Raw genomic sequence first — 19,281 nt, 5'->3', positions numbered from 1 at the left:
CAGCCCGGTATTTTTTCCTGCACAAGCTGGCAGCCACCCATGCCCGAAGAACTTTTACCACTGCTGTTTGTTGGCCCCCTGCTGCTGCTGCTGGCCGTGGGCATCGTGGGTGTGCTGATTCGGGAGCAGCACCGGCGGCTGCGCCAGGAGCAGGAAAAGCAGCTGCTGCTGGCCCAGCAGAACGAGATGCTGGAGCAGCAGGTGGCGCTGCGCACGGCGGAGGTGGTAGCCCAGCGCAACAGCCTGGAACAGGCCCTGCAGGAACTGCGCACCACCCAAACGCAACTTATTCAGAAGGAAAAGATGGCTTCGCTGGGGGAACTGACGGCCGGCATTGCCCACGAAATCCAGAACCCCCTCAACTTCGTCAACAACTTCTCCGAAGTCAGCAGCGAGCTGCTCAGTGAGCTGGAAGCCGAGCAGCAGCAAGCTCCCGGCCGCTCCGCGCTGGAAACCGAGCTGCTGGCCGACCTGAAGCAAAACCTGATGCGCATAACCCAGCACGGACAGCGCGCGGCTGCCATTGTGCGGGGCATGCTGGAGCACTCGCGCGCCAGTAGCGGCGAGCGGCAACCCACGGACCTTAATGCCCTGTGCGAGGAATATCTGCAGCTGGCCTACCAGAGCGCGCGAGCCCGACACAAAAACTTTACCGCTACCCTCACTACCCGGTACGCGCCGGGCGTGGGTCCGGTATCCGTAGTGCCCCAGGACGTAGGCCGTGTGCTGCTCAATCTGTTTCTGAACGCCTTTTACGCCGTGCAGCAGCGCCAGCAGCAAAGCGCCCCCCCGTACCAGCCCGAGGTGACGGTGAGCACAAGCGTACGGGGCGGGTACGTAGTAATTACGGTGCGCGATAATGGCACGGGAATTCCTGTGGCCATCCGGGAAAAAATCTTTCAGCCCTTCTTCACCACCAAGCCCACTGGCGAAGGCACCGGCCTGGGTCTTTCGCTGAGCTATGACATCATTACCAAGGGCCACGGCGGCCTGCTCACACTAGACACGGAACCAAATGAGTTTACGGAGTTTAGCATTTCACTACCGCTGCAGGCAACTTCTTAAATAACCGGTAATGCCGAAAGGCAGTGCGCAGAATAAAGTGCGGTCTTTTGCTGCATATCATCTATTTTATCTTTATTTTTATTCTTCCAAGAAAACAAGAAAAGTGCGCAGCACTCAAGCGGTAGGGGCCTGCTTTAACTGTCCTACTCCTGGCGGTTGTTGCGGAGCCCGGGACTTGGCTGGGGCCAGAAGCCAGCTGAGCGTGCGAGTGAGGTAGTGTAGGACGCGGAAGTTTTCGCCGGTCCGGCCCAGAGCGGCCGTCATTAATTGGGAAAACTTTTGTGCGCAGGTGGCCCCGGCCCCGCGTTTCCATCCCAAGCAGGCAGTGCATCATGCTGATTGAGCAACTTATTCCGTTGCGCTTACGCACCCGGCGGGCACCCCGGCCGGCGGCGGCGCCGGTTCTGGAAGCTACCCTAGCTTCCCGGCACGACTATGGCCTGTTCTACCGGCTCTCGGGGCAGTGGCTGCGGCAGCTGCTGGTGCACGGGGCTCTGCTGGTGGTGGGCGTATTCTGCGCGGCCCTGGGCCTGAAAGCCTTTCTGCTGCCCAATGGCTTTATTGATGGCGGCGTTACGGGTATTTCTCTGCTGGTCAGTCAGGTAACGGGCATTTCGCTGTCGGCGCTGATTGTGGCTATCAACATTCCCTTCATCATTCTGGGCTACTTCCAGATAGGCCCGCGCTTTGCCCTGAAGACCCTGCTGACCATCCTGACTCTGGCCGGGGTGCTGCTGGTGGTTTCCTTTCCTTCGCTGACCCAGGATAAGCTGCTGATTGCGGTGTTCGGGGGGTTTTTCCTGGGGGCGGGGGTAGGCCTGGCCATGCGGGGCGGGGGCGTGCTAGACGGCACCGAGATTCTGGCGGTGTACATCAGCAAGAAGCTGCCGGGCTCCATCGGCGACATCATCCTGATTATCAACATCATCATTTTTGGGGTGGCGGCCTGGCTGCTTTCCGTAGAAACGGCCCTGTACTCCATTCTGGCCTACCTCTCGGCGGCCAAAACCGTCGATTTCGTTATTGCCGGCATTGAGGAGTATACCGGCCTGACCATCATTTCAGCTCAGAGCGAGGCCATCCGCCAGCTGATTACTGACAAGATGCGCCGCGGGGCCACCGTGTACGAGTGCACCCGCGGCTTCGGCTCCCACGGCCACCAGCACCTGCGCATCGAGGCCATTTTCACCGTCGTGACGCGGCTGGAGGTGATTCATCTGACCGATGAGATTCGTAAGCTGGACCCCCACGCCTTCATTGTGATGCAGAGCGTGAGCGACATCCGGGGCGGCCTGATCAAGAAACGTCCGCTCCACTAGCGGAGCAGGGTAGCACATCCGGCCCGGTAGCACCTTTTGGGTTATATCAGGCTTTGACGCAGCAGTACGGCAATGGAAACATGGCAGCAGTTTTTGGGGGTGCGGGCGCGGGAGGCGAAGACGGTGTGGCTGTTCTTTCTGCATAACTTCCTGCTGGGCATCGGCACCATTCTGGTGTACGTGGTGGCCAACGTGCTGCTGCTGGAGCACCACCCCGAGCGCAACCTGCCCCTAGCCTATGGCTTAGGGGCCCTGGGCATGGTAGGGGTAGCCCAAGCCTATACCTATTGCGAGCATGCCTGGCCCCTCAAAACGCTGGCCCGTCGCACGTTGGTAGCGGCCATCGGATTCACGGGGCTGCTGGGTGGCCTGGTGCTGCTGCAGGCCAGCGCCGTGGGCGCGGCCGTGCTGCTCATGGTGGGCTACCGCATTATTTACCTGCTGACCAATCTGGAGTTCTGGGGGCTGTCGGCGGTGGTGTTTGATGTGCGCCAGGGCCGGCGCCTGTTCAGCGTCATCAGCTCCGGTGACATGCCCGCCAAGGCCCTGGGCGCCGTGCTGGCGGTTTTCGTACACGCCCGCACCGACCTGGTTTTTCTGCTGGTGCTGGCTTTTGGCGCCTACCTGGCGGCGCTGTACACCCAGCACCGCACCTTCCGGGCGCACGTAGTAGAAGCCCGGCCTACCCCCGCCCGGCCGGTCCAGCCCGTTCCCTCGCCCCTGCTGGGAAGGCTGCCGGGCAGCAACCCGCTGGTGGGGTCCATGGGCCTGAGCTGGCTGGCCGTGGCGGGCGTGGCTACGGGCGTAGAGTACTTTTTCTTTGTCAATGTTAAGTACAAGCTGCTGGAGCAGGCCACCATTCTGCAGTATGTAGGCGGGGTGCTGGCCCTGTCCTACGGGCTGGCCATGCTGGGCAAGCTCCTGCTCACGCGCCACGGCCTCGATCGGCTGGGCTTGCCCCGCACCCTGCTGCTACTGCCACTCACGGCCCTGGGCGGGGTAGTGCTGTTTGGGGCCCTGCAGCTGCTGGGCGTAGGGCCGGGCGGCCAGCTGGTGTACTTCTGCGGCCTGTATCTGGGGCTGGAAGTGCTGCGGCGGGCCGTGTTCGAGCCGGTGTTTCTGGTGTTGTTTCAGCCACTTTCGCCCCCGGAGCGCCTGAAGGGCCATACGCTGGTGAAGGGTTTCTACGAGCCGGTGGGCATGGGCCTGACGGCCCTGCTGCTGCTGGCGGTGCAGGCGGCACCTGCTCTTGGGGCCTGGGTGCCTTTCCTGTGGATGGGCCTGCTGCTGCTGGGGGCTATGCTGCTGCTTCAGCGTACGCATCAGTATTACCTCGCGCAGCTGAAAACGGTGCTTAGTCGCCGGTTTCCTAACCAGCCGCCTGCCGGCCCGCCGACCAGCGTGTTTGAGATGCGAGAAGAAGTTACCTCACTGGAGGACGCGGACGCCCCGGAGCATGACCTGGCCGGGCGGCGGGGCTCGGCTTTGCCTACAGACCCCACGGAGGCGTTGCACCACCCTGACGCGGCGGTGCAGCAGGCCGCCATCAGGGCCTGTCTGCGGGCCGAGCCCACCCACCCTCCTGCCCTGGCACGCCTGCACGAGCTGGCCGCCGCCCCGGAGGCCGAGCACCGCCAAACGGCCCTGGGGCTGCTGGAATTGCTACCCCCACCCCAGCAGGTAGCCTTGTTGCGCAGCTGCCTGCACAGCCTGGAGCCGGGGCTTACGAAGGCAGCCGTGGCGGCGGCCAGCCAGGTACCCGGGCCCGAGGTTATAGCCCTACTCATTGAGTTGCTGGAGGAAAAAGCCGTGCGCAAACCAGCGGCCGATGCGCTGGTGGGCATGGGCGCGGCCGTGCTGCCTACCCTGGAAAAAGCCGTGCACCGCCTCACCGACTACCCCCTGCTGCGCCGCTTAACCGCCGTGTGTGCCCGCCTGGCTACCCCGGCCGCACGCCGCGTGCTGGTGATGCTGGCCCAGCAAACCAACCTGACCCGGCGCGCGGCCGCCCTGCAGGCCCTCACCCGCTTCGATACCGTCGTGACCGACGCGCCGCTGTTTCAGCACCTGATGCAGAAGGAAATGCGCCTGGCCCAGCAGCTGCTGCACGGTATGCTGGGAGCCAACGTGGAGCTGCGTTCCTGCCTGAAATACGAGCTGAGCAAGGTGCAGCAGCGCCTGTTCGGGCTGCTGCTGCAGCTCTACGACCGGCAGCCCATCCTCGACGCCCAGCGCAGCATTGCCCGCGTGGGCCAGGAGCGGCAGGCCAACGCCCTGGAAATCCTCGACAACCTGATTCCGCGCCCCCTGTACCAGGGCTTGCAGGCCCTGGTACAGGTAGGCCGCCTCACCAAAAAGGTCCAGACCTTTGATCAGCTGCTGGGCCCTGTGCCGCCGGAGTCCATCCTGACGACCATTCTGCAGCGGGGCGAAGAGGCCTTTGCGCCCTGGACCATCAGCGTGGCCCTGCGCCAGTGGCAGCCTACCCCGGCTACCGTGCCTACCCTCCGCGCCTACCTGCAGGCGGCCAACGTGCTGGTGCGGGAAAGCGCCGAGGATGTGCTGGAGCTGCTGCCGGCCCGCTACCCGGCCGTGCATGAGCACTGGCTCAGCCTCTACCCCACCCCTGGCGGGCCGGCCCACCCTACGCCCCTGGCCCCGCGCGTGTCGGCGGTGGAGCGGGTACTGCTGCTGAAAAACACTTCCCTGTTTGCCGAAACGCCCGAAAACGTGCTCAGCAGCATCGTGCCCATCATGAAGGAAGTGAGCTTCGAGGAGCAGCACCGGATTTTCGCCCAGGGCGACCTGGGAACTTCCCTGTTCATCATCTATACCGGTCAGGTGGGCATCTTTACCGAGGAGCACCAGCTGGCGGTTTTCCATGAGGGCGACTTTTTCGGGGAGCTGGCCTTGCTGGATGCCGAGCCGCGCTCGGCCTCGGCCGTGGCCCAGGGCCCGGTGGTTGCCTTCCGCCTCGATCAGGAAGATTTCTATGATGTGATGGAAGAGTGCGCCGAGGTGCTGCAGAACATTCTGCGGGTGCTCTGCCAGCGCCTGCGCCTCCAAAACGAGAAAATCAGGGGGCTGGCCGTGGGCGAGATGGTGAAGTAAGCCAGGGCCACTGGCCGTCTGGTGGGTCTGGCTTCAACGTAAGTACAGGTGTGGGCTGAGGTGGACCACGGTTCCGGGGCGGCGGCCGGGGCCAGCAGGCTCAGGTACGCCGCGGTTTCTACCCTCATGTCTGCTCCTTCCTCCTCTCTGCGCTCCTGGCCCGCGGCCCGCACCATTAGGGGGCGGGTGGGTGCCTGGCTGAGCCATTGGTGGTGGCGGGCCATTAACCTGGGGGTGCAGCCGGGCCTCACGGTGTGGCAGCTCAAGCGGCTTCACCTGCTGAACGGCATCTGCTGGATTACCATTGGTATTTACGCCGGCTACGTGCTGGTGTACCTGAACTCGCCCGACTGGCTGACGCTGCGCATCTGCCTGGCCGGGCTGGTGCTGCACCTGCCGCCCCTGGTCCTGAACTACTACCACCGCTACGACGCCTCGGCCTACTATAACATCCTGAGCGTAACCCTGATCTGCTCCCTGACGGCCGTGGTACGGCGCTACAACGGCGTGGAGTACTTCCTGATTACCAACAGCATTGTGGGCATGCTCTTTTTCCGCACGTTCTGGAAGCTGACGTTTCTGTTTCTGGTGAACGTGGCCGCCTACTTCGCCGTGCGCTACGCCATGACGGTGGTGACGTTTTCGCTCTACGTGCCGGGCAGCGCCTACTTCTACAACATCAACGTGGCCCTGTGCTTTCTAACGTTGTTTCTGGTGGTGTACTATTTCCGGAGCGAGAATCTGCAGCAGGAAACCCTGCTCAGCCGCCAGAATGAGTCGCTGGCCCAGTCGTTGCAGCACCTGCGCACCACCCAGGCCCAGCTGGTGCAGCAGGAAAAGCTGGCGAGCCTGGGGGCCCTCACGGCCGGCATTGCCCACGAAATCCAGAACCCGCTCAACTTCGTGGACAACTTCTCGGAGGTAGGCCTGGAAATGGTGCAGGAGCTGCGCGAGGCGCTGGCCACCGAAACCTTGTCGAAGGAAGCGCAGCAAAACGTGGCCCTGCTGCTCGACGACCTGACTCAGAGCCAGCAGAAGGTGCACGAGCACGCCGACCGCGCCGGCAGCATTGTGCGGGCCATGCTCCAGCACAGCCGGGCCGGTACCGGCCAGCGCCAGCCCACCAACCTGAATGCCCTCTGCGACGAATACCTGCGCCTGGCCTACCACGGCCTGCGCGCCAAGGACCCCAACTTCAATGCCACCCTCACCACCGATTTTGCCCTGCACCTGGCCCCGGTGGCGGTAGTGGCCGAAGACCTGGGCCGGGTGCTGCTGAACCTGTTTACCAACGCCCTGTACGCGGTGCAGCAAAAGTCCCGCCACGCCGCCCCCGGCACCTACCACCCTACCATTGCCGTAAGCACGCGCCAGCTGAAAAACACCGGGCAGGTGCTCATCCAGGTGCGCGACAACGGCACGGGCATTTCGCCGCAGGTGCTGGAACAGGTTTTTCACCCCTTTTTCACGACCAAGCCACCGGGCGAAGGCACCGGCCTGGGCCTTTCGCTGAGTTATGATATTGTGACCAAGGGCCACGGGGGCACGCTTTCCGTTTGCTCCCAGGAGGGCGAGTACAGTGAATTCAGTATCCGGCTGCCGGCCCCGCGCATCCAAGCGTAAGCTCCTGCGTATACAGCGGCATTCTGGCCTCCCGCCCGAGGCGGCGGGCCCCTACCCCTGATCCTCACCCCAACCCCTCTCACACGATGAACAAGTACCTGCTCTCGACCCTGGCTCTGGCCTTCACCTTTAGCACCGGCACCACCCTGGCTCAGGGCAAGATGAAAACCAAATCGGACGACGAGAAAACCAAAACCAAGGAAGGTGGCATGACCACCAAAACCAAAGTTGCCGACGATGGCAAAGTGAAGGTGAAAGGTGAGTCGGAGGACGGCGCCAAGCTGAAGGCCACCACCAAGCCCCGCAAAGGCGTGGACATGAAAAACATGTCGATGTCGTCGGGGGCGGGCGTGATGGTAGGCGGTGCCATGATGACCCCGGACAAGGACATCGTGGATAACGCCGTAAACTCCACCGAGCACACTACCCTGGTAGCCGCCGTAAAAGGCGCCGGCCTGGTGGAAACGCTGAAAGGCGCGGGCCCCTTTACAGTTTTCGCGCCCACCAACGCCGCTTTTGACAAGCTGCCGGCCGGTACCGTGAATACGCTCATTCAGCCCGAAAACAAGCAGAAGCTCACGACCATCCTGACCTACCACGTGGTGCCCGGCCGCCTGCTGGCCGCCGACCTGAAGGACGGCCAGATGCTGACCACCGTGGAAGGCGAAACCCTGATGGTGCACCGCTCCGGCAACACCGTAATGCTGCACGATGCGAAGGGCGGCATGGCCAACGTGACCATTGCCGATGTGGTATCCAAGAACGGCGTAACCCACGTTGTTGACGCGGTGCTAATGCCCACGAAGTAAGCATCTTGCTTGCGCGACCAAAAAGGCCGGCTCCGGAAACGGGGCCGGCCTTTCTGCGTAGTAACCGTGCGCGGGCGACTGGGGCGGTGTATTACGGAATTGTTACCAAACCCGGCCAAGGCTTTCGTAGCTTAGGGGTGCGAACAGGATTTGCGACCTTTGCCCTTCGCCTTTCTTTACCACACCCACTTGCTCTTATGAAACACTTTTTCGCTTGGCTGGCTGGCGTGGCGCTCGGCCTCAGTTCGGCCGCGGCTCAAACGCTTCCGGCGGCTCCGCCTACTACCCTGCAGGGCCAGGACCTGAAAACCTGGCTGCGCCAGAACTGGTATGATGGCAAGCGCATCGAGCTGAGCTACAACGCGGCCCGGGGCCGCATGTACAATTACGTTGATAACCAGAACGGGAAGGTGGTATGCGTGTACTCGGGCTACACCGAAAACGCGCCCCTGGACTCCAGCAGCACCAACCCCGGCGTGGTCACGCGCATCAACTGCGAGCATACCGTGCCCCAGTCGTGGTTTGACGAGGTAGTGCGCATGCGCTCCGACATTCACCACCTGTTTCCGACCTACGACACCTGGAACAGCAACCGCGGCTCCGACCCGTTTGCAGAAATTCCGGATGCCCAAACCCGCCTCTGGATGCGCAACAACCAGAGCCAGACCAGCATCCCGACGGCCAACATCAACGAGTACAGCGAGGATACGGACACGCAGTTTGAGCCCCGCGAAGACCACAAGGGCAATCTGGCCCGGGCCATCTTTTACTTCTACACCATGCACCAGAACGAGAAGTTTGATGCGGGCAAGGAAGTAATTACGGCCGCCGCCAACCTGCAGACCCTCTACCAGTGGCACCTGGCCGACCCGGTGGATGCCCGGGAGCGGGAGCGAAACCGCCGCGCCGCCAAAAGCCAGGGCAACTTCAACCCCTACATCACCTACCCCGATCTGGTAGCCCGGGCCTGGGGCTTCCAGGTGCTGCCCACGTTCTTCTTCGCCACGGCTACGGGCAGCGCGCCGGAAGGTAACACCGGCACCAGTACCTATACGGCTACTGTTTCGGTGACGCCGGCGCCTACCGCTCCCCTGACCGTGGAAGTAGCCCTGGATGCGGCTACTTCCACCGCCACGGCCGGCCAGGATTTCGCCTTTGCCTCGCCCCAGACCCTGACCTTCGCGGCCGGCCAAACGTCCCAGACGGTAACCGTAACCCTGAACGGCGACACCCAGCCCGAAGCCAACGAAACGGTGGTGCTGACCCTGCGCAACCCCGCGGAGGGCGGGGCTGTGGGCGGCCCGGCCTCGCACGAGCTGACGGTTACCAACGACGACGGTCCGGCACCGACCATCACATTTGCTTCGGCCAGCGGCAGCCTGCCCGAGGGCGAGGCCGGCACGAGCAGCACTTACTCGGTAAACGTGACGCTCAGCGGCAGCGCCCCCACCGCGGCGGTAACCGTGCCCGTATCGGTTAGCACCACCGGCACCACGGCCACCAGCCCCGCCGATTATATCCTGACTACCACCAGCCTAACCTTCGCGGCCGGGCAGGCCTCCCAGACCCAGACGGTAACCTTAACGGTAGTGGGCGACGCCCAGCCCGAGCCCAACGAAACCCTGCGCCTGGTGCTGGGTGCCCCCACTACGGGCGGGGCCGTGCTAGGCGCTCCGGCCGCTCACGTCCTTACTATTCAGAACGACGACCAGGCCCCGGTGGGCTCGCCCTGCACCGACCTGTTTTTCTCGGAATACGTGGAGGGCGTGGCGGGCAACACCAAAGTGCTGGAAATCTTCAACCCCTCGCCGGCCGCCGTTAGCCTCGAAGGCATGCAGGTGCGCCTATACGCGCCCGGCTCCACTACCCCCTCGCAAACGGCCACCCTCAGCGGCATCATTGCCCCCGGCGACGTGTACGTTATTGCCAATACGGGCGTCACCTCTTCTGTGGTACAGGCCCAGACCGATCTGCAGTCGGGGGTAGGCTTCTTTAACGGTCCCCACGCTATTGGCTTGTTTTCGGATGCGGATACGCTCGACGTGATTGGGGTGATTGGCCAGACGCCGGCCAACAACGCCTGGACCGTGCCCGGCGGCTCAACCCGCGACAATACCCTGGTGCGCAAGCCTACCGTAAGCCGCGGCCAGGCCCGCTGGAGCCAGGCCCAGGACGGCTGGCAGGCTCTGGGCGCCGATGTATATACCAACGTAGGCACCCACATCAGCAACTGCACCACGGTAACTGGCACCGCCACCGCGGCTCCCCTGAACATGGGTATTGAGCTGTTCCCGAACCCGGCCGCCGGCCAGGTGCAGCTGCGCCTGCCTGAGCTGCGGGGTCGCCAAGATGCCGTTATCAGCTTCTACAATCCCCTGGGGCAGTTGGTGCTGACTCGTACCCAGGCCCTGGGCGGCGCCGAAACCGCTACGCTCGATGTCCGGACGCTGGCGAACGGCCTGTACTCGGTGCGGGTACTAGCCGGCGGGGTGCGCTACAGCAGCCGCGTAGCCGTGCAGCACTAAGCAAACCAAGCTTTTACCAAGCCGGCCTACAAGCCCGGCAGCTATGCTCTACCCCGAGTGTGGCTGCCGGGCTTTCGGTTTTTGCCTACCCCCTATGTCGCCGTTAAGTGCCTGCTGTGGGCAGACTAGCAGGCAGACTAGGGAAAATAAAACGGCCCGCATTGCAGTGCGGGCCGTTAGGTACATGCGGTGTATTCTCCACTCATTCAATACGATAATTGTAAAAAACAATCCGGTCTATACCTCCGCAATGGTGAGAACCGGAATAGTGCTGTGCGCCAGCAAGCCCGCCGTAACGTTGCGCGGAAACGGCACGCCCGCAAATGAGCGGGTTCGCGTCACGAAGGACAGCAGATCGGCGTGGTGCCGCGTGGCCGTGCGCCGGATACCCTGCTCTATGCTGGGGTAACGGCTGGTAGCCACTGTATGGGCCACGCCGCGCAGCAGCCCCATCAGGCGGAGTTGGGTAGCTATTTCCTTTATTTCCGGCGACGACTCGCTGGTGTGCACATGAATGCCCACCACCTCCGGAATGATGCGCGTGAGTAGATGATCCACGTCGCTGGGCAGATGACTGAGAACCAGGGGGTAGCGTGAGCACGTGAGCTGGGCCAGCAAGTCGGGGATGGTTTGAGCGGTCGGGGGCAACCACACGGCCCGGCGGTCGGTATCCATTACAATGCGCCGCGGCACCGGCCCCGCCCGAAACGTAATTGGCACCACCAGCAACGGCTGGGCCAGCTGGCGCACCAAGTACAGCGCGGTGCTGGTAGCCGCCGAGGCCAGGCTCTTGGCCGGGTTACTGTTTCCAACTACCAGTACATGGCCAGCCGCAGCGCCCATAGCGGCGCTCAGCCGACGCAGCGGGTCCGTGGCAACCACCTCCCAGGTGCACGGCACCAACTGGCTTATCTGCTCCGCCAACTGGGCTAGGGCCAGCACCGGGGCAGGCGCATCCGTACCAGCCAGGGGCACATGGAAATAGGTACCGGCTGCTTCGGGCAGCACATGCCACAGCCGCAACTGCCCGCCGATATGCCGGGCCAATCCCGCCGCGTAGTACAGCGCGTTAGTGGCCGTGGCCGAAAAATCCGTCAGGACATGAAACGTCAGCATACCAACAGGCCCCACAAGAGGTCAGATAAACCCTTTCAGGAAAGGTAGCTTATTCCAGAGTATCGAAAATTAATACCACATTAAAAACGTCTTATAATCAGATATTTCAACCCCGCTTGCCGGGAGGGCCGCCGGCCCGCCCAAGGCCAGGCGCGCAAGTTGTTGCGCCTGCCTTGGGCGGGCTATGCGGGAAACAGGGCTGTCTGCCTGGTGTTAGCGCGGTTGCAGTACCGTTAGGCGGCAGCCTCGTCCAGCAGTTCATTATACTCGGGGTGTTGCTCTACAAAGTGCTGCATAAACTCGCAGCTGGTGCGCACTTTCAGGCGCTGTTCCCGGGCGTAGGCCAGCCCGGTCCGGGCCAGCTTTTCGGCTACTCCCTGGCCCCGTAGTGCTTCCTCCACAAAAGTGTGGGTGAAATCGATGACGTGCTGCGCGGGGTAGCTGTAGGCCAGCTCAGCGGTGTAGCCGTCCTGAACGAGCGTAAATTCCTGATCAGAAGCGTTGTGGGCAACGGAAGAAGTCATAGGTAAGGTAGTGAGGTAAGACAAAACAAGCCGGCAGAACAGAGCAGTACCGCCATTTGCCGAGTATTTACGTATGAGAAGCAGCACCGGTCATTGGTACCGGCCGCTACCTTTCTCTTTCCCTCCTCTTTCTACTTCAGGCCCTATGGCACATACTCCCGAAACCCCCGATTTTTCTTCCCAGGATTCCGCCCAGCCTACCTCCTCGGAGGGGCACAACACCCCCCAGTACGGCGAGTTCGGCAAGCCCACGGAGGCCGCCCAGGCCCGGGCAGGTGCCAGCCCATCTGCCAGTGTAACGCAGGGCGGCCAAGTTGCTCCGCCGGTAGCCTTCCCGGAACAGCGCGGCAGCACCCCGCAGAACCTCGACCCGTCGCTGGCCCGCCAGGTAGCGGACGACGAATATGGAGTGCAGCGCGAAGGCTGGGCCCAGGATGACCCGCGCTACGGCGGTGGCACCCGCAACTGGGCTACCAACGAGCCGGCCAACCACAGCACCGGCCCGGCCCCTGAGGATGACGAAAAGCCGCGCAACCCCAACGTGGGCAAAAACGACAACCCCGACGAGTTCAGCGCCTTCCGCCCCGACGAGGGCCGCGGAATTCCCGGCTCGGGCAAGGAAGATCTTCTTAAAGCGTCCGACAAGGACAAATAGCCTTGCTGGCCTGACTTGTTTTTACTGAAGCGGCGCGCAGCCGGACTTCGGCCCGGCTGCGCGACAGCTTCCTTACTTTTCTTAGACTATGGCAACCGAACCCAACCAAGACCCCGCCGCTGCGCTCAACCCCGACTCGGGCGCTAACCTGACGGAAGCGCAGCGCAAGCACCGCGAGGAACTCTACAGCTACAAGCGCGATGAAGAAGGCACCCTCGACACCTCGGCACGCCTGGAGGAAGAAACCACGGGTATTCCGCTGGATGGCTCCGGCAACTCCGGCCCCGATGCCGACAGCATGAGCCGCCGCGACGAGCTAGACATTCCGGGCTTCAACAACCCCATTGACGATAATAACCGCTAGCCGTTCATACCCCCTGGCCGGTGTGCAAGGGGGCAGAAACGGCGGCGGAGGCAAGGCTACCGGCCCGCCCTCTGGAAAGCAGCACGCGCGAGATGCCACTGGCACTTTGCGCGTGCTGCTTGCTTTCAGAGCGGGCCGGCTCACTCAACTAGTAGCCAAGGATATCTTACCCGCCGGGCCGGCAGCCTGTGGGTTTCTGGCCCACACCAGGGTAACTAGCAGCCCGGTGGAAAGGGCCTCCGGAAGCCCCATATTGGCCGTATCGGCCATTTGGCGGCAGGTTTCAGTGCTGTGACGGCTGACATCGGCGGCAGTTTTACGTATAGCTGGTTTCCGTACTTTTCCGCTCTCCCAACAATCCACTCCCATGGCAGCTCCTTTTCTTGTCCTAACCGATTTCACTCCCGCCGCTGACCACGCCCTGCGGTATGCGGCCGCCCTGGCGGCCGCTACAGAGGCCGCGCTGGTGGTGCTACATGTCCGACGCGAAACCCTGCTTGATCCGGACGCTTTCAACGGTAGCATCCGGCACCTGAGCGAGGGCGAAATAGCGGCGGCGCTGCAGCAGCGGGTACAGCCCCTGGGCGTTAGCACCACCGTAGAGTCGGCAGTTGAGGGGGTGGAAGCCGCCGTGACCGATGCCGTGCGCCGCCATGCGCCCGCTCTGGTGGTGCTGGGCAAACCCAATACCGACACGACCCCGGATGAATTGGTCAGCACTACTTCCCTCAAGCTGCTGCGGGCCACGCGCACGCCGCTGCTGGTAATACCCATAGGGTCGGAGGCAGCCGTGCCGCCCCACTGCGTTACCATTGCCGCCGATAACAGCAGCTTTGACCTGAAAGAGCAATCGGCGGGGGCGCAGGCAATGCTGCAGAAGCTGCAGCCCCACCTGACGGTGGCGCACGTAGCCGAGCCCGAGGACAGCGACACCTGCCAATCCGCACTGACGGCGGTAACCACCAGTGGCCTGCTGGCCGGCAACAACTTTCGGGTGCACTGCCACGGCACGCGTCACCGGCGCATTCCGCTGGGCATTCTGCAAGCCGCCGCCGAAACCAAGGCCGATTTGCTGGTACTGGTAGCCCGGCGGCGCAGCTTCCTCGGCCAGCTCTTCAACCGTAGCATTACCGCGCAGGTAGTGCTGCACGGGCACCTCCCCATGCTGCTGCTCCCTTCCCTGGGTTAGCCAAGCGACGCGCGTTGCCGCCGCTACCTCTAGCTGGAAAGTATAAGGTAGCGGCGGACCCAAATACAACCTAGCCGGCCGGGCCAGCGGCTTCTGTTACCAGCGCCACCCCAACTGCGTGCCGGCATACCAGTTGCGGCCCGGCGCGGGCTGGAAGTAACGCCCCCCGAAGGCGTTGAGGTCGTTGCCGAGCGAGTAACGGCGGTCCGTGGCGTTTTCCAGGCCTGCAAATACATCTAGCGCCAGCGCGCCCAACAGCTCCCGCCGCCACCCAGCGCGGCTCCCGAAGGTCCAGTAGCCGGGTGCGTATTCGGTGTTGGCATCGTTGAGGGGTAGGCGGGCCTGGTGGTTTATGGTGGGGTTGAGGTAGAAACCCAGCTGCTCCGTAAAATCGAGGCCGGTGGTGAGGGTATGCGGGGCCGTGCCCGTGAGGCGGTTGCCGCCGAAGTTGCTCCCCCCACTTTCGTAGCTCCCGAAGCGGTAGTGGTTATAGGCGTAGCTCACAAAGGCCCGCAGGCCATAGGCGCGGGCCTGCTGTGCCGGGGCGCCGAGGGACGCCCCTGCTTCCGGCCGCCATAGCCAGCCACTCAGGGCCACTTCGGCTCCGCGCTGCCGGGTAGTGCCGGCGTTGGCAAAGAGCTGCACGCCCTGCTCGGTGGTGCGGGTAGTAATGGTCTGGCGCAGGCGCAGGTCGTAGAAGGCCACGTCGTAGCGCAACCGCTCCTGCCACAACTGCCCGCGCGCCCCCACCTCGTAGCTGGTGCCGCGCTCGGCCTGCAACGCCCGGTTGATGGAAGCATCGGAGGGCCGGATTTCCTCTTCCGTCGGGGGCGAGAAGCCCGCACTTATGCTGGCGTACACGGACAGGCCCGTTCCGAACTCGCGCAGCAAGGCTACCCTCGGCGACACCTCGGGCCGGAAGTTGCGCTCCAGCGCGTAGGCATCGGGGCGGGTGGCGGCCTCAGAGAGGCGGCTGATTCGGTAGCGCAGCCGGTTGTAGCTGGCCCCGGCCGTGAGCAGCAGCCCGGCCGGCAACTCGTAGTCGGCCTGGGCGAAGGCAAAGCCGGTCAGGGTCCGGATTTCATCGTCGTAGCGCAGGGGGCCGGGCGTGCCGGCGCGGTTCTGGTAGTTGCGGGAGCTTTCAAACCCCGTCTGGCCCTCGGCGCCACCCTGCAGCCGCAGCGTACGCCCGGCCAGGGTGGTGCGGTAGCTGCCCACTACCCTGCCCCCGCAGCTGAGCACCGTATTCCTTTCAAAATCGACCAGATACGGTGTGTTGATGCGGCTGCCGCTCAGGTAGAGGGTAGTGCGCAAACTCAGGCGCTCCGAGAACCGGGCCTCGTGGGTTGCTCCCAGCAGGGCCGTGCGGGAAGCGTAGTAGGTGCGCTGCTCTACGGTGCCGGGGCTGGTAGCCGTGCCGGGGCGGGCCTGGCGCGGATTCGCCTCAAACTGAGCCCGGGTAAGGCCGCCGGGCAGCTGGTAGCTTATATCGGAGTAGAGCGCATGGAGGCTCAGCGTTTGCTTTTCGGTGGGCTGCCACTCGCCGTCCAGCGTCAGCACGTCGCGGCGCAGGGCGCTTTGCTGGCGGTAGCCCTCCAGGGTCTGGCGGGCGTAGGCGGCGCGCAGGTAACCGGTGGCAGTACCGGTTTCGGCTGATGCCGTGTAGCGCCGCAGCCCAAAGCTGCCCGTTGTGAAACCCACCTGGGCCCGGGCCTGGCCCGGGGCCGGCCGCCGGCCCGTGAGCAGCACGGCCCCGCCCGTGCCGGCCCCGTACACACTGGCAGCGGGACCTTTTATCACCTCAAGGCCTCCCAGCAGGGCGGGGTCCAGAATGTTCAGGGGGGTGCTGCCGCTGGCTTCGGTGAAGGGCAGCGCCTGGTAATACACTTTGGTATTGCGCACCCCAAACGGCGAGCGAAGTGTGCTGCCCCGCACGCTCAGACGGTAGCTGGCCGTGGCGCGCTCCTCCAGCCGCACCCCCGGCAGCGTATTGACGGCCTGCGTGAGGGCGTTTTGCGGAAACCGCTCCAGCACGCGGGCATCGAGCACACTAACTGCCGCCGCCGTGCGCCGCAAAGGAAGCTGCTGACCGTAACCCGTCACGGTAGCCTCGGGCAGCAGTTGGGGCCGGAGCATGGCAGTATCGGGGGGGGTAGGGATAGGGGCTGGCTGCTGGGCGGCTACGGAAAGGGGCAGCAACAACAGCGGCACGGTGTAGCGGTAGGTCATGGGGATGAAGCTGAACTTGGGCCGGGCAACGCGCCTCAGTCCCGGGCTGCCGGACACAGGTAACCCGAATGCTATACCCGATTGCGGCCATTTCGTTTACGAGCTCCCGCTCCAGGTAACCCAGCGCCCGCCGGCGCAGCAGCTCAGGCACTACCCCGGAGCCTATCTTCCTGCTTTTTTTTTAGCCTTTTTTTCCCTGCTCCGCTGTGCCAGGCGAGCCACGCCGGGGCTCCAGCTGCTTTCAAGCAACCAGCCCGTGGCCTCTGTCGTGGAGTTGCACCGGGCCTTGTATCAGTAGCTTACTGTCAGCTTATTAATTTAATTGTGTTTCCGCTATATACCCTGTTACAATCTCAACTGTATTTCGCCAGTGTAGGCAGTTTTTGGTGCCGATACCACCCTATCATTGTTGAAACAGAAGCTCTATATCGGACCTACTTAATATAACATTAACAATAAAAAATAAAACTTTATTCTTACCTTATAGTATTGCAACTTACTATCTGCTTCGTCAGATGAAGGGCTGGCTCACTTCAGTAGCGAATGGTAGCAGGGGAACCCGGGCAGCGGCACAACTAACGTAGAGGAATGCATGGAATCTTTACTTACCGGATATCAGCATAGCTTGCCCTTTCCGGCTGCCGCAGTCGGGTACGGTGCTCCGGCGCCGGCTCTCGAGTGTCTGGCGGCGCTACAGGCCCTGCACCTGCTCGATTCGGAAAGCGAGCCATCCTATGATGCGCTGGTGCAGGAGGCGGCTCAGCTGTGCGGCACTCCCATGGCCTCCATCAGCTTTCTGGATGCGGAACGCCAGTGGGTGAAAGCCCAAACCGGCCTGCCCGGGCTGCTGGAGCTGCCCCGGAGCGTTTCGTTCTGTGCTCATGCCCTCGGGGCCGGCTCGCTGCTGCAGCTGCACCAGGCCCAATCGCCCGAAATATTTGGCCGCAACCCGCTGAGCGGTGAGCAGCTGGGCGTGGTGTTCTACGCCGGCTACCCCATCCGAACGGCCGAAGGCCACGCCGTGGGCGTGCTGGCCGTGTACGATACCACCCCGCGCGACCTGACGCCGGAACAGCAGACGTTTCTGCGGCTGCTGGCCCAGCAGGCGGGTCAGGAGCTGGCGCTGCGGCAGGCCCGGCTGGCCCGCCAGGCGGCCGAGGCCGCCAGCCAGCGCAAGCAGGTGTTCCTGGCGGCCGTCAGCCACGAAATCCGGACTCCGCTGCATGGCATTATGGGCCTGACCCGGCTGCTGCGGGAAAGTTTTATTACGCCTCAGCAGGAAGAGCACCTGACGATTATTCTATCGTCGGCGGAAACCCTGCTGACGGTTGTCAACGACATTCTGGACTTCAGCAAGGTGGAGCTGGGCCGCATGGAGCTGGAGCGCGTGCCCTTTGATGTGGCCGCTACCGTGCGCGACGCCACCCGCTCGGTGCAGCACCTGGCCCAGAGCAAAGGCCTGACTCTGCACACCCACATGCAGGATTCGGCTATGCCTACGGTGGAGGGCGACCCGTTCCGGTTGCGGCAGGTGCTGCTGAATTTGCTGACCAACGCGCTGAAGTTCACGGAAGCCGGCCACATCAGCGTGACGGTGGAAGTGGCCGCGGAAGATGCCCGGCAGGTGCAGCTGAACTTTTGCGTGGAGGACACGGGCGTGGGCATCAGTCCCGAAAAAGCCCAGGAAGTGTTCCGGGCCTTTGATCAGGCGGCCACCAGCACGGCCCGGCGCTACGGCGGCACGGGTCTGGGTCTGGCCATCTGCAAAAGCCTCATTGAGCTGCAGCAGGGCCGCATCTGGCTGGAAAGCCAGCCGGGGCGCGGCAGCTGCTTCCGCTTCTCGCTGGCCTACCCCATCAGCGCCTATACTCTCCCCGCCGAGGACGTGCTGCCTTCCCTGGCCCCGGGCCTGCTGCAGGGCCTCTCGGTGCTGCTGGCCGAGGACAACTCCGTGAACAAGCTGCTGGCCACCACGTTGCTGCAGGGCTGGGGCGCCGAGGTGGAGGTAGCCACCAACGGCCGGCAGGTGCTGGACCTGGCCGAAACCCAGCCCTACGACCTGATTCTGATGGATATTCAGATGCCCCAGCTTACCGGCCTTGACGCCACGGCCTACCTGCGCGCTACCGCCAACCCCAACCGCCACACCCCCATCATCGCCCTCACGGCCAACGCCCTCAAGGAGGAGGTGGGCGCCTACACCCGCCAGGGCTTCACGGATTACCTCATCAAGCCCTACTCCGAGGCCGAGCTGTACCGCATTCTGGTACGGGCAACCGGGCGCACGGAAGCGGCCCCGGAGCTGCCCCGGCCTTCCTACAACTTTTCCCAGCTGGGGCGGCTGGCCCACGACCAGGAATTTATCCGGAAGATGCAGCAACTGTTTCTGGATACCGTGCCCGCGCAGCTGGGGCAGCTGCGCGAAGCCCTGGGCAAGCGGCGCTGGAAAGCGGCTAGTTTGCTCACGCACAGCCTCCGGGCCACGTATGGTAGCCTGCAGATGGCCGAAGCTATGCACTGCCTGAAGCAGCTGGAAAAAGCCATGCAGCCCCCACCGCCTACCCCCCAGCCCCTGCTGAACCTGCTGGGCCTGCTCACCACCATCACCAGCCGCATGGCCGACACATTTGCCGAGCACCTCCAGCAGCAGGCTGAGGCACAAGGCCACGCAGCTGCCTCCGCCCTGCTGTTGCCAGACAACACCACTGAAAAAAACCTGGTACCTGTTTAACAAGCAGCATATTATGCCCAA

General features: G+C 63.4%; 13 protein-coding genes. 10 read left to right on the top strand and 3 right to left on the bottom strand.

The features are described from left to right. The first annotated feature begins 39 nt into the window (after positions 1-39). The 6 genes from GGU46_RS08255 to GGU46_RS08230 all read left to right on the top strand — a co-directional run bounded on the left by GGU46_RS08255 (position 40) and on the right by GGU46_RS08230 (position 10,452). Positions 40-1,065 carry an ATP-binding protein gene (locus GGU46_RS08255; RefSeq protein ID WP_183403068.1) on the top strand — a complete coding sequence of 342 codons (1,026 nt, stop codon included), beginning with the start codon at positions 40-42 and terminating at the stop codon, positions 1,063-1,065. Positions 1,066-1,397: 332 nt separating this feature from the next. Then, positions 1,398-2,384 (top strand): YitT family protein, encoded by a 987-nt coding sequence (locus GGU46_RS08250; RefSeq protein ID WP_183403067.1) that lies wholly within the window; start codon positions 1,398-1,400, stop codon positions 2,382-2,384. Between the two features lie 72 nt (positions 2,385-2,456). Further along, positions 2,457-5,495, top strand: coding sequence for a cyclic nucleotide-binding domain-containing protein (locus GGU46_RS08245; protein WP_183403066.1), 3,039 nt, complete (start codon positions 2,457-2,459; stop codon positions 5,493-5,495). 126 nt (positions 5,496-5,621) lie between these two features. Beyond that, entirely contained in the window at positions 5,622-7,118 is a 1,497-nt protein-coding gene (locus tag GGU46_RS08240) for a sensor histidine kinase (RefSeq protein WP_183403065.1), read from the top strand. Between the two features lie 317 nt (positions 7,119-7,435). Continuing rightward, complete coding sequence (locus GGU46_RS08235) at positions 7,436-7,927, top strand: fasciclin domain-containing protein (protein ID WP_246398933.1); 492 nt, start codon at positions 7,436-7,438, stop codon at positions 7,925-7,927. 197 nt (positions 7,928-8,124) lie between these two features. Further along, positions 8,125-10,452: an endonuclease gene (locus GGU46_RS08230; protein ID WP_183403063.1), complete on the top strand. Its 2,328-nt coding sequence runs from the start codon at positions 8,125-8,127 to the stop codon at positions 10,450-10,452. Positions 10,453-10,689: 237 nt separating this feature from the next. Here the strand turns inward: GGU46_RS08230 and GGU46_RS08225 are convergent, their stop codons facing one another. Together GGU46_RS08225 and GGU46_RS08220 are read right to left on the bottom strand one after the other, a co-directional pair. After that, positions 10,690-11,568: a universal stress protein gene (locus GGU46_RS08225; protein ID WP_183403062.1), complete on the bottom strand. Its 879-nt coding sequence runs from the start codon at positions 11,566-11,568 to the stop codon at positions 10,690-10,692. 233 nt (positions 11,569-11,801) lie between these two features. Next, positions 11,802-12,092: a GNAT family N-acetyltransferase gene (locus tag GGU46_RS08220; protein WP_183403061.1), complete on the bottom strand. Its 291-nt coding sequence runs from the start codon at positions 12,090-12,092 to the stop codon at positions 11,802-11,804. 145 nt (positions 12,093-12,237) lie between these two features. Between GGU46_RS08220 and GGU46_RS08215 the strand changes: the two genes are divergently transcribed. The 3 genes from GGU46_RS08215 to GGU46_RS08205 all read left to right on the top strand — a co-directional run bounded on the left by GGU46_RS08215 (position 12,238) and on the right by GGU46_RS08205 (position 14,300). Further along, the gene (locus GGU46_RS08215) at positions 12,238-12,747 is read left to right on the top strand and encodes a hypothetical protein (protein WP_183403060.1); all 510 of its coding nucleotides are present in this window, start codon (positions 12,238-12,240) and stop codon (positions 12,745-12,747) included. Between the two features lie 88 nt (positions 12,748-12,835). Continuing rightward, entirely contained in the window at positions 12,836-13,111 is a 276-nt protein-coding gene (locus GGU46_RS08210) for a hypothetical protein (RefSeq protein WP_183403059.1), read from the top strand. Between the two features lie 367 nt (positions 13,112-13,478). Beyond that, complete coding sequence (locus tag GGU46_RS08205) at positions 13,479-14,300, top strand: universal stress protein (protein WP_183403058.1); 822 nt, start codon at positions 13,479-13,481, stop codon at positions 14,298-14,300. A gap of 96 nt (positions 14,301-14,396) precedes the next feature. Here GGU46_RS08205 and GGU46_RS08200 read toward each other — a convergent pair whose 3' ends face one another. Then, positions 14,397-16,529, bottom strand: a complete 2,133-nt coding sequence (locus tag GGU46_RS08200; protein WP_183403057.1) for a TonB-dependent receptor family protein — start codon at positions 16,527-16,529, stop codon at positions 14,397-14,399. A 592-nt stretch (positions 16,530-17,121) separates the two neighbouring features. Here GGU46_RS08200 and GGU46_RS08195 point away from each other — a divergent pair. After that, positions 17,122-19,260: a GAF domain-containing hybrid sensor histidine kinase/response regulator gene (locus GGU46_RS08195; RefSeq protein WP_183403056.1), complete on the top strand. Its 2,139-nt coding sequence runs from the start codon at positions 17,122-17,124 to the stop codon at positions 19,258-19,260. Positions 19,261-19,281 lie beyond the last annotated feature (21 nt).

The organism is Hymenobacter latericoloratus (genome assembly GCF_014199535.1).
Taxonomy (GTDB): Bacteria; Bacteroidota; Bacteroidia; order Cytophagales; family Hymenobacteraceae; genus Hymenobacter; species Hymenobacter latericoloratus.
The sequence above is the reverse complement of the archived record's forward strand: the minus strand, read 5'-3'. Positions and strand labels throughout refer to the sequence as shown.

What these genes read in the sequence shown, in the direction of transcription:
- GGU46_RS08205 (WP_183403058.1), top strand. Translation starts at nt 13,479, where the DNA reads ATGGCAGCTCCTTTTCTTGTCCTAACCGATTTCACTCCCGCCGCTGAC.
- GGU46_RS08225 (WP_183403062.1), bottom strand. Translation starts at nt 11,568, where the DNA reads ATGCTGACGTTTCATGTCCTGACGGATTTTTCGGCCACGGCCACTAAC.
- GGU46_RS08250 (WP_183403067.1), top strand. Translation starts at nt 1,398, where the DNA reads ATGCTGATTGAGCAACTTATTCCGTTGCGCTTACGCACCCGGCGGGCA.
- GGU46_RS08210 (WP_183403059.1), top strand. Translation starts at nt 12,836, where the DNA reads ATGGCAACCGAACCCAACCAAGACCCCGCCGCTGCGCTCAACCCCGAC.
- GGU46_RS08200 (WP_183403057.1), bottom strand. Translation starts at nt 16,529, where the DNA reads ATGACCTACCGCTACACCGTGCCGCTGTTGTTGCTGCCCCTTTCCGTA.
- GGU46_RS08245 (WP_183403066.1), top strand. Translation starts at nt 2,457, where the DNA reads ATGGAAACATGGCAGCAGTTTTTGGGGGTGCGGGCGCGGGAGGCGAAG.
- GGU46_RS08195 (WP_183403056.1), top strand. Translation starts at nt 17,122, where the DNA reads ATGGAATCTTTACTTACCGGATATCAGCATAGCTTGCCCTTTCCGGCT.
- GGU46_RS08240 (WP_183403065.1), top strand. Translation starts at nt 5,622, where the DNA reads ATGTCTGCTCCTTCCTCCTCTCTGCGCTCCTGGCCCGCGGCCCGCACC.
- GGU46_RS08215 (WP_183403060.1), top strand. Translation starts at nt 12,238, where the DNA reads ATGGCACATACTCCCGAAACCCCCGATTTTTCTTCCCAGGATTCCGCC.
- GGU46_RS08255 (WP_183403068.1), top strand. Translation starts at nt 40, where the DNA reads ATGCCCGAAGAACTTTTACCACTGCTGTTTGTTGGCCCCCTGCTGCTG.
- GGU46_RS08235 (WP_246398933.1), top strand. Translation starts at nt 7,436, where the DNA reads ATGAAAAACATGTCGATGTCGTCGGGGGCGGGCGTGATGGTAGGCGGT.
- GGU46_RS08230 (WP_183403063.1), top strand. Translation starts at nt 8,125, where the DNA reads ATGAAACACTTTTTCGCTTGGCTGGCTGGCGTGGCGCTCGGCCTCAGT.
- GGU46_RS08220 (WP_183403061.1), bottom strand. Translation starts at nt 12,092, where the DNA reads ATGACTTCTTCCGTTGCCCACAACGCTTCTGATCAGGAATTTACGCTC.